This is a genomic window from Halobacteriovorax sp. (genome assembly GCF_041587335.1).
In the GTDB taxonomy this organism is placed as follows: domain Bacteria; phylum Bdellovibrionota; class Bacteriovoracia; order Bacteriovoracales; family Bacteriovoracaceae; genus Halobacteriovorax.
The window spans coordinates 1-8,620 of sequence record NZ_JBFGYP010000122.1; the positions used below are offsets into that span (position 1 = coordinate 1).

Genomic DNA, 8,620 nt, shown 5'->3' on the forward strand with positions numbered 1-8,620 from the left:
CAATCTTCAGTGGATTGATATCGAATGGGGGGACGGATCAGTTGAGGAAGTAAACCATGTAACAAGTGCTTTTATGAAGCACAAATATTCAAATGTAGGTGACTTTGAAATAAAGCTCATTGTAGCAAAAGAAGTTGACGGAGAAGAGAGTCTGTCAGAGACCATTCGAACAATTAGTGTAACAAGCGATGAGGTAGCAGCTCTTCCTCCTCTCATTGACTATGGTATTCTAATAGAGGATTTCGCTCCTTACGTAACATTTAACTTAGATAGATCAATTTCTCCAAATGCTGAGATCGTAAGTGTTGTCTTCGATCATGGAGATGGTTCTTTTTATTCTGGAGATAGCTTTGTTCACACTCATTTCTATGACCCTGGGGTCTATGTAACAAAGCTTACTGTTACAGACTCTAATGGATTATCAGTTACACAATCTTCTCAAGTTGTAATAACTGATCCTTCTGAAAATCTTGTAGCAAGCCTAAATTGTGAACAGGTTGATGATCCATTAAATGTAGAATGCGAAGCTGTTGCAGTCGATAAGTTTTCTGAACTATCTGAGATCACACTTGATTGGGGAGATGGAAACTCTCAACAGATTCCTCTTCTTCAGGGAGAATTTACATGGGATAGTTTTGAGCATTCATATGCAGAAGAAGGGACTTATAATGTGACTCTTACAGTTAAAAACATTAGAGCTGAGACTAAGTCATCACAATACTCAATAACTATTGAGGAAAACGTAGATCCAGTCAATCAGTCTCCAATAGCAAGTATCTATTGCCAAGCTACAGGTAATATAAAAGAGATTATGTGTGATTACTCTGGATCAGACGATCCTGATGGTTATATTACTAACTTTAATATCAAAATAAGTGACGGAAGTGAATTTAACTTCACAAACTCAAGTCCTATCTACCATACGTTTGATGGTAATGGGTTATATGAAATTCTATTAACAGTCACAGATAATAACGGAGAATCATCGTCAAGCGATACAACGATAGGGCTCATCAATCAATTACCAGTCGTTGATGTATTTTGCGAAAGTAATTCAATTCAAGAAATTACTTGTTCTTCATACTCCTACGATCCAGATGGCTACATTGTAAATACAAGCTTTGATTGGGGAGAAGGAAGCCAGTCTGGCACAGATACGAGCTTTACCGCAAACATATCTACTGGTGGAGTTACGGATGTAGAAGTTTCGATCATTGATAATGAAGGTGAAGTTTCGAAGGAATATCGAACGGTCTTCGTTATCGAGAATCAAAAACCATACGCAGGGTTTAGTTGCGAATCTATCAGTAACAATAATCTCTCTTGCACAAACTCTTCATATGATCCTGATGGAGGTGAACTATCCTATTTATGGGAAATTAATGGGCAGAATTATCAATCAAAGAACATTAATATAATGATCAATGGGAATACAGTATATCAGGTATCTTTGAAGGTTGTTGATATTTTTGGATCAGAGGCTATTAAGACAGACTCTCTCTCAGTCAAGGGGAATAGTACTCCTTTTGCAATGTTCAATTGCAATTTTACTAATTTTAATGAGATGAGCTGCTTAAATACCTCTGGTGATCCAGACGGAGATGCCTTGTCTTATAAGTGGTATGTTAACGACGAGCTCCATGATGCTCAGGTTAATTTAAACTATATTCTTAGAAATGGGGAGCGAGGAAATATTGCAGTAAAACTCGTTGTTAGTGATGGTATTGAGGAAGCAGAGTTTGTTAATAATTATTATGTAAATATACTTCCTATTGCAAAATTTAATTGTACACAAGAAAACTCCTTAGTCGTTCGATGCTCTGCTGAAGAAAGCTTAGATGATGGTGCTATTGAAGGGTATTCGTGGGTAGTTAATGGAATAGACTTTTATGAGGGAAGCTTTATTGAAATCCCTGTTAATAACTTTAACCTGAACACAATTGACTTAACCATAACCGATGACTCTAGTGAGATGGCAACAGTTTCTCAAAGTGTTAAGTTTTACAATCTAGACCTTCTTCCGGAAGCAAGATTTACATACGTTGTAGATGTAGGTGGTAAATCTATTCTTAATGCCGGTGAGAGCTTGATTGATGGACGTAAGGTTGCAGCGTTTACTTGGTTTGTGAATGGTAATGAGATTGAAAATACTGAAGATTCAGCCATTATTTATACATTTCCGAGCTTAGGAACATATAACGTTAAATTAGTAATTATCGATAGCCAGGGACGAGAATCGGAAACTGTGAAGGATATAATAGTTTATGATATGGAAGTTTCACAGCCTACTTATGAAGATAACTCTATTAGTTTATCAGGAATAGATGCAGATAATAATGGAGTCAGAGATGATATTCAAAGAGCTGTTAATTCATATGCCAAAGGTAATAATTCTATAAAAGAACATTTAGGTGAGTATATAAAATTAAATCTAGGACTCATTTCAAGTCTAGATGACTCAGTAGTAACGAATAGCAAATATTTTAAAAGAAGGAAAGCTGTAAGATGTATAGCATCTCTAGTTCCAGAGACAGAAGTGAGTACTTTGATCCAAGAGATTGACGTCATGTCATTCAATACTCGTGATAGAATTGAGAAATGGGCTGTAATGAAGGAGATGATCACAGATGAAACGCTTGATAGAGAAATGGAAGAAACTGAACAAGTTTGTACGTATTAGTATTTGCATAGTTCTAGGAGTTAGTGCGTACCGATGTGCAGACTTTTTTCCTCATACATATATGTGGCTGACACATCATCCACAAATGTATAACGCAGAGTTAGAGCCAGAGTTTCCATCATGGTTTAGCGTAAATTTTGGAAGTCTCGAGGGACCAGATACAAATAAGAATGGAATAAGAGACGATGTAGAAATTTATATGAATAGAGAGTTTGAAGATTTAGATGAAGAGGAGAGAGCAATCCTGAATACCTACGCAAAGAGAGTTCAGTTCAGTGTTGAAAATTCTTTGGGGGATAAGTCTTATGGTAAGTATTGGGAAGAGCGTAATCACTATTTTAACTGTATTTTTATCTTAGGCGAACTAAAGTTTGGTCGACATTCTAAGTTAAAATATAGTTTTCTCGATATAAGTATGAAATTTATTCGTGATAAAACTCATAATACCTTTTCCAGAGACTTAAAGCATAATAAATTCATGTCTCAATTTAATGGCCGTAGTACAGGCAGCGTTATTGAGATATGGAGTTATTTACACCTGGAAGAGCAATGTCATTTTAACGAGAGAATTTCTAATAAATTAAGAATGATATTCTTTGACAAAAAAAGCAAAGCTTTTGGAAAGTATGGAGAAAGATTTTATGACTACTACGAAAGAAAATATGGAAAGAGCAAAAGATATCTCTATAAAGATTATATTGATTAGTTTTTTTTTAATTGAATCTACTTATTCATTTAATACTACTGTTCCACCCTGCTTTAAAAGTAAAGTGCATGTTCATTATGTTAACGGTGTGAATACAATAGATGGAAATGAAAAGAAGACTAAAGATTTAATTAAGATTAATCTCGAAAAAACATATAGAAATTTGTCAGGGAATAGTGCCGTCGATCGCATAGCATTTATACACCCTTTAGCGACATCTAAGAAGTATGATAAGTTTGTAAGTTTTGATTCAACATATAATCAAACCCATTGGTCTTGGCTAATTGGAGATCTATTTGAGGCAGCAGATCAAATTCAATACTTGAAAGATGTGGAACAGAAATATAAGAATGAAGCGATATACAGAGTCGCGAGAGGTATTAATTCAGCACCTTTGTATTCTAAGATGGGGGCCATAAATGGTGAAGAACCTTTTATAGCGGCTTTCTCTGAACTTTTCTCAAAGAGTCTTGAAGACTATAGAAAAGATGATGGAAGGCAGTTGGCTCATGATATAAAGGCACAACTGGAGAATGGAAACAAGGTTTTGGTTGTCTCACATTCACAAGGAAACCTTTTTTCTAATGAAGCTTTTGTAAGATTGTTCGACCCTGAGGAGGCATACGGAGGAGTAGGAACTTTATCTGAAGATTATAAAGGAAGTATTGGTGCATTACATATCGCTAGTCCTTATCCCACTTCATTCTTTTCTAATAATGATTCAATTCTTTTAAAGGAAGACCTACTTATAACTCCTTTGCCCGGAGTTAGTGGGAATTACTCTATTACGAGAGGGCCATCAAGTGTGAGTAGTACTCCTTTGTTTGGAGAAGTTGCTAATGTCGAAGGGCAAGCCTTATTGACTGTTATGCGTAGATTTGTAAATGGCGTATCCTTACCTACTTTGGGTCACTCTATAGATGATCTTTATTTATCTGAAAATTATTTTGCTACTGGCACTAGGTATAATGGTGAAGAGGTTAGCATGATGGGGATAGTTGTTGATAGTATGAATACTGTTGCTCAAAATTTTGAGCCAGATTGTAAAGCACCTATTATTGAGGACTCTGATGACTTTATCTCAGTCGCTGAGGCTAGCTTTAATTTAAATAATAGAGTTGATTTAGGATTGAATATTGATTTTAGTAAAGTCAAAGTAGGTTTTCATGTTGAAGAGGCTGAGTCTTTATACAGCAACTATATTGAAGGAGACTTAAAAACGTTTAGAGTGAGTGTAGGTGATGAGTTTTCTAACTCTTTGACTATTGAGGACGATGGAAGGATTAGAAAGGTAAAAATTGAGGATGGCGAAGTCGTTGAAGATGTATACGTGACCAATATGGATATTAGTAATTTAAGTTATTCAGGAGTGCATGGTTCTGGAATAAATAACAGTAAAACGCTTTATGTTAATTATGAAATTGAAGATATTTTTGGAAAATCTTTTTCAAACTCAGTTGTTGTTCCTCTCTGCGAAGGGGCAGAGTGTTGTGTTGCTGATAAAGAGGAGTGGTGTACACCTGTCGATACAAGTATTGTTTCCTTCTGCGGAAGCGTAAAGGAAGATACATATAGGGAACCATCTCTAAATTGTAAAGAGATTTATAAAGAAGCACCTTCTTTGAGTGTTAATTGTTCTACTGTAGGGGATGCAGCTCCTTATAAAGCATGTTTTATTACCCCAGTTAAATCATCTTATACTCACAGCTGTAGCTCGCCATATACAAAAAATAGATTTGATGTATCTAGTTGTTTACCTCATGTAGGAGATTGTACTGCAACAATGCAAATGAGCTGTACAAATGAAGGAATTAACGGACCTAGAACAATTACAGCTGAGTGTTCTTGCTCTATATAATACTAGGGGGGATGGGTCCAGAGGGGAATTATCGCTAGTACTGAGATGCTTACTTAGGTTCCTCTTTGACGATTAGTTTCTCCGGCATCTTTAGTGAGGCACATGTTACAGAAAACAAGTCAAATGCAGTATGTGATGGTTATTATGATGATGACGTGGATGATCCATGTATTGCAGGTAAAGAGTAAGGAATTAGATTATGTATATTTTAGATTTATTCTTAGTTTATTTAATAAAGTATTACTTTGAAAAAAGAAAAGGTACTGATCTATCTAAAATAAAGAGAAAGGCAATTAACTTTACTCTCTGGTGTGTTCCCTTGAAGTTTATTTTGTTATTTCTTATTCTGGCTAATCATATACCAACAATCTATAGTGAATATGGAAAGCTAAGTTATAATAATCTCACAGAGAAAGAGTGGACTGTTCATAGCCAAGCTATTTGGGGAATGACTCTCTTCTACCCAGTATGGGCACCAGCTTACTACGTCTTAACAAAAGTTAGATCTAAAGATAAGGACTTTGTAGTAGGGCATCTAATGCTGGACCCAAAGGAGAAGTGCTTAGATAGTTCGTTTAAAAATATAAAAGCATGTGAAAGGTACTTACATCTAATAAGTCATGAAGTTAACTTTCAAGAAGAGTTTTTAAGGAATGCCGATATTTACTGGGAGAAGAATCCAGAAAGAGTCTGTAACACTAATGAGCCTTTTACTAGAGGTTTTAGAGAAGTTATAAGAGAAAAAGCAAATATAAAGTTTCCTGATAAGGCTGATTCTAAAAAAAAGAGACGATGGAGAAGTAGTAAAGGGGTTCAAACTTATCTTAAATACTTTAAGTCTCATTTAACTAATTCAGCTCTAAATGGATGCGGAAGTTCCGCCTATGAGAATTTTGATCAAATTTACTTTGAAGAAAATCTAAATGGGTGGCAGTGGCGCGGAGGAGAAGAAACTTCAAAGTATTTTAAATTTACTTGTGATAGGTACGAAGAGGCTTGTTATTTCATATGGATGCGAAATTATCAATTCTTATATAATAAATATGACTCTACTGCTGAAGAATTACGTGAGTATGTCTGTTCAAGGTATAAATATGAATTTTGCAAGTACCCAAGAGGATTATCTGGCAAAGAGCAGGGTGCAGTAGTTTTAAAATATAAAGAGAGGATGAGAGAAATAAAGAAAAGCAAAAAGTAGAAGCCTTTCTTGCTTGGAATTTAGCTTATGAATATTTTAGATTTATTTTTAGTTTATTTATTTTCCAGATCCATCACTAAGAACTCTTTCGAGTAACATAAATGTATCAGGACTAATTAGGCCTAGGTAGTCAGTTGAGTTTACTGTACCTCTTGGTTTTTCTAATTCTAGCTAGTTAACTATATCTTTAATATCGTTAATTCAGTAGCTTATAAAATGTTTTGTAATTTATTAATGTCACTGTATTATTTTGACATTAGTAAGTTACACTTTTTCTGCAGAATAGTGTAATATAATAATGTCATTTATAAGTATCGACATTGGAAGTAGACATGGGTAAGTCAAAAATTGATATTCTAAAAAATGAAATCAGAGGGAAATGCTTTAGCACTAAAGAAGCGGGTGTTTATAAGGTCAGCCCAAGGATGCTTAGCTTCTATGTTAAAAAAGGTGAACTTGAAAGAGTTAGTAGAGGTTATTATATTTTTCCTGAGTTTGAGTCAGATGAAGATTTTCAATTTTCAGATATGGCAGTTAACTCTAAAGGAATTAAAGAATCTGTAATTTGCCTAATCTCAGCCCTTAGTTATTGGGATATTACTGATGAAATTCCTAGATCTCATTGGTTTGCAATTCCGAACAACTACTCAATACCAAAGGATAAGGATAAGGATAAGGATAAGATACAAATAATTAGGCCAAGGAATCTTACTTCTGGAGTGATCTGGAAAAAAATTGCAGGGCAAACAGTTAGAATAACAACTCCAGAGAGAAGTGTTTGTGATGCATTCAAATACCTAGATGAAGAGACAGCTATTACATCTCTGAGATATTATTTGGACCAAGATGAAGAGAAGGTTAGAATTAATGACCTACTTGAAATGGCCAGTAAACTTAGATCACCAAAGGTAGTCGAAATAATAAAAGAGCTAACAATTGCTAAGGCTAAAGACTATCCGTCAATTAAAAAAAGTGTATTTCAAGATAGTATTAAGTGGCTCTCAAAAAGCGATGAGGTTGTAATATGAATGCGGAATCAATTAAACAAAAGTTAAAAAATATAGCGAAACAAAATAAGAAGTCTTATGCGGAGCTATTTAAACAATTAACTTTTGAGAGATTTCTGGCAAGAGTTTCAATTTCAAAATATAGAGATAATTTAATCTTTAAAGGTGGGCTTTGCTTGAAGCATTATATTAGTACAGAAAGAGTTACTAAGGATATAGACTTTTTGTTAAAGGAACTTGATGGAGAAGAAGAAGCTATTAAAGTTGTGTTTAGTGAGATTGCAAGCCTTGATTTGAATGATGAATTTATTTATGAAAATGTTAAAATAATAGCATTAGAAGATGGTGATAAACAATATCCGGGTTTTAGGGTTAAGATTGATGTCAAATTAGGGGAAATGAAAGACAAACTTCAAGTTGACATCGGTATAGGAGATTCTGTCGATGAATATGAGATGGGGTTAGAGCAATTAGAGTACAAAGATCAGCCCTTGATTGGTAAAAGTGGGGTTATGTTGCTCTCCTATCCTCCTGAATTTATATTTTCTGAAAAACTACAAGCAATAATTAGTCTTAAGGCACTAAACTCTAGAATGAAAGATTATTTTGATTGCCATCTACTAGCCTCACAGTCGGTGATGGCTGAGGAAAAGGCACTCGAAGCAATAAAAAGGACATTTACTCAAAGAAAAACTGAAATTCAGGAAATTGAAGACTATAGCGAAGACTTTAGTGATACATGGAAAGCTTTTAGAAAAAAAGTTCCTGATGCACCAGAAGATATAAGAGATATTATAAACTTTTTAAATGATTATTTAAGAATAATTAAAGTGTTATAACTCTAGTAACATGTTTGAGGAAAATAAACTTTGATCTGATTGGGCCGATAGTACTTAAGACTATTCAGAGGCAACTCCTCTAAGAAAATACCCTTAATATTATTTAAATTATGTGGATGTTGAATGTATTGCAGGTAAAGAGTAAGGAATTAGATTATGTATATTTTAGATTTATTTTTAGTCACGGTCTTGAATAAAGGTGAAGACGTACTTAGGTTTGATGAGCTTTCTTGATACGAAATATCATAAGTCTTTGAGTTCAAATATTAATCATTTGTAGATTTAGAGTGTTTTATTTGCTGTGTTATTTCTTCTCGCAGTATAGGGAGTAA

Annotated in this window: 7 protein-coding genes; all 7 read left to right on the plus strand. The window is 34.4% G+C overall.

What is annotated here, in order from left to right; all coding sequences use genetic code 11:
- The coding region (locus ABX784_RS13675) for a PKD domain-containing protein (RefSeq protein ID WP_372655617.1) at positions 1-2,680 on the plus strand (2,680 nt) is incomplete at its 5' end.
- On the plus strand, positions 2,628-3,386 hold the full coding sequence (locus ABX784_RS13680) for a hypothetical protein (RefSeq protein ID WP_372655618.1): 759 nt from the start codon (positions 2,628-2,630) through the stop codon (positions 3,384-3,386). The genes ABX784_RS13675 and ABX784_RS13680, both read left to right, overlap by 53 nt.
- Positions 3,322-5,244: a hypothetical protein gene (locus ABX784_RS13685; protein ID WP_372655619.1), complete on the plus strand. Its 1,923-nt coding sequence runs from the start codon at positions 3,322-3,324 to the stop codon at positions 5,242-5,244. The genes ABX784_RS13680 and ABX784_RS13685 overlap by 65 nt, the downstream gene beginning before the upstream one ends.
- Positions 5,245-5,309: 65 nt before the next feature.
- A complete protein-coding gene (locus tag ABX784_RS13690; protein ID WP_372655620.1) occupies positions 5,310-5,432 on the plus strand; it encodes a hypothetical protein in 123 nt (40 codons plus the stop codon).
- An 11-nt stretch (positions 5,433-5,443) separates the two neighbouring features.
- Positions 5,444-6,442, plus strand: a complete 999-nt coding sequence (locus tag ABX784_RS13695; protein ID WP_372655621.1) for a hypothetical protein — start codon at positions 5,444-5,446, stop codon at positions 6,440-6,442.
- A 332-nt stretch (positions 6,443-6,774) separates the two neighbouring features.
- Positions 6,775-7,470, plus strand: coding sequence for a type IV toxin-antitoxin system AbiEi family antitoxin domain-containing protein (locus tag ABX784_RS13700; RefSeq protein ID WP_372655622.1), 696 nt, complete (start codon positions 6,775-6,777; stop codon positions 7,468-7,470).
- A complete protein-coding gene (locus ABX784_RS13705; protein WP_372655623.1) occupies positions 7,467-8,288 on the plus strand; it encodes a nucleotidyl transferase AbiEii/AbiGii toxin family protein in 822 nt (273 codons plus the stop codon). The genes ABX784_RS13700 and ABX784_RS13705 overlap by 4 nt, the downstream gene beginning before the upstream one ends.
- The last annotated feature ends 332 nt before the right edge of the window (positions 8,289-8,620 follow it).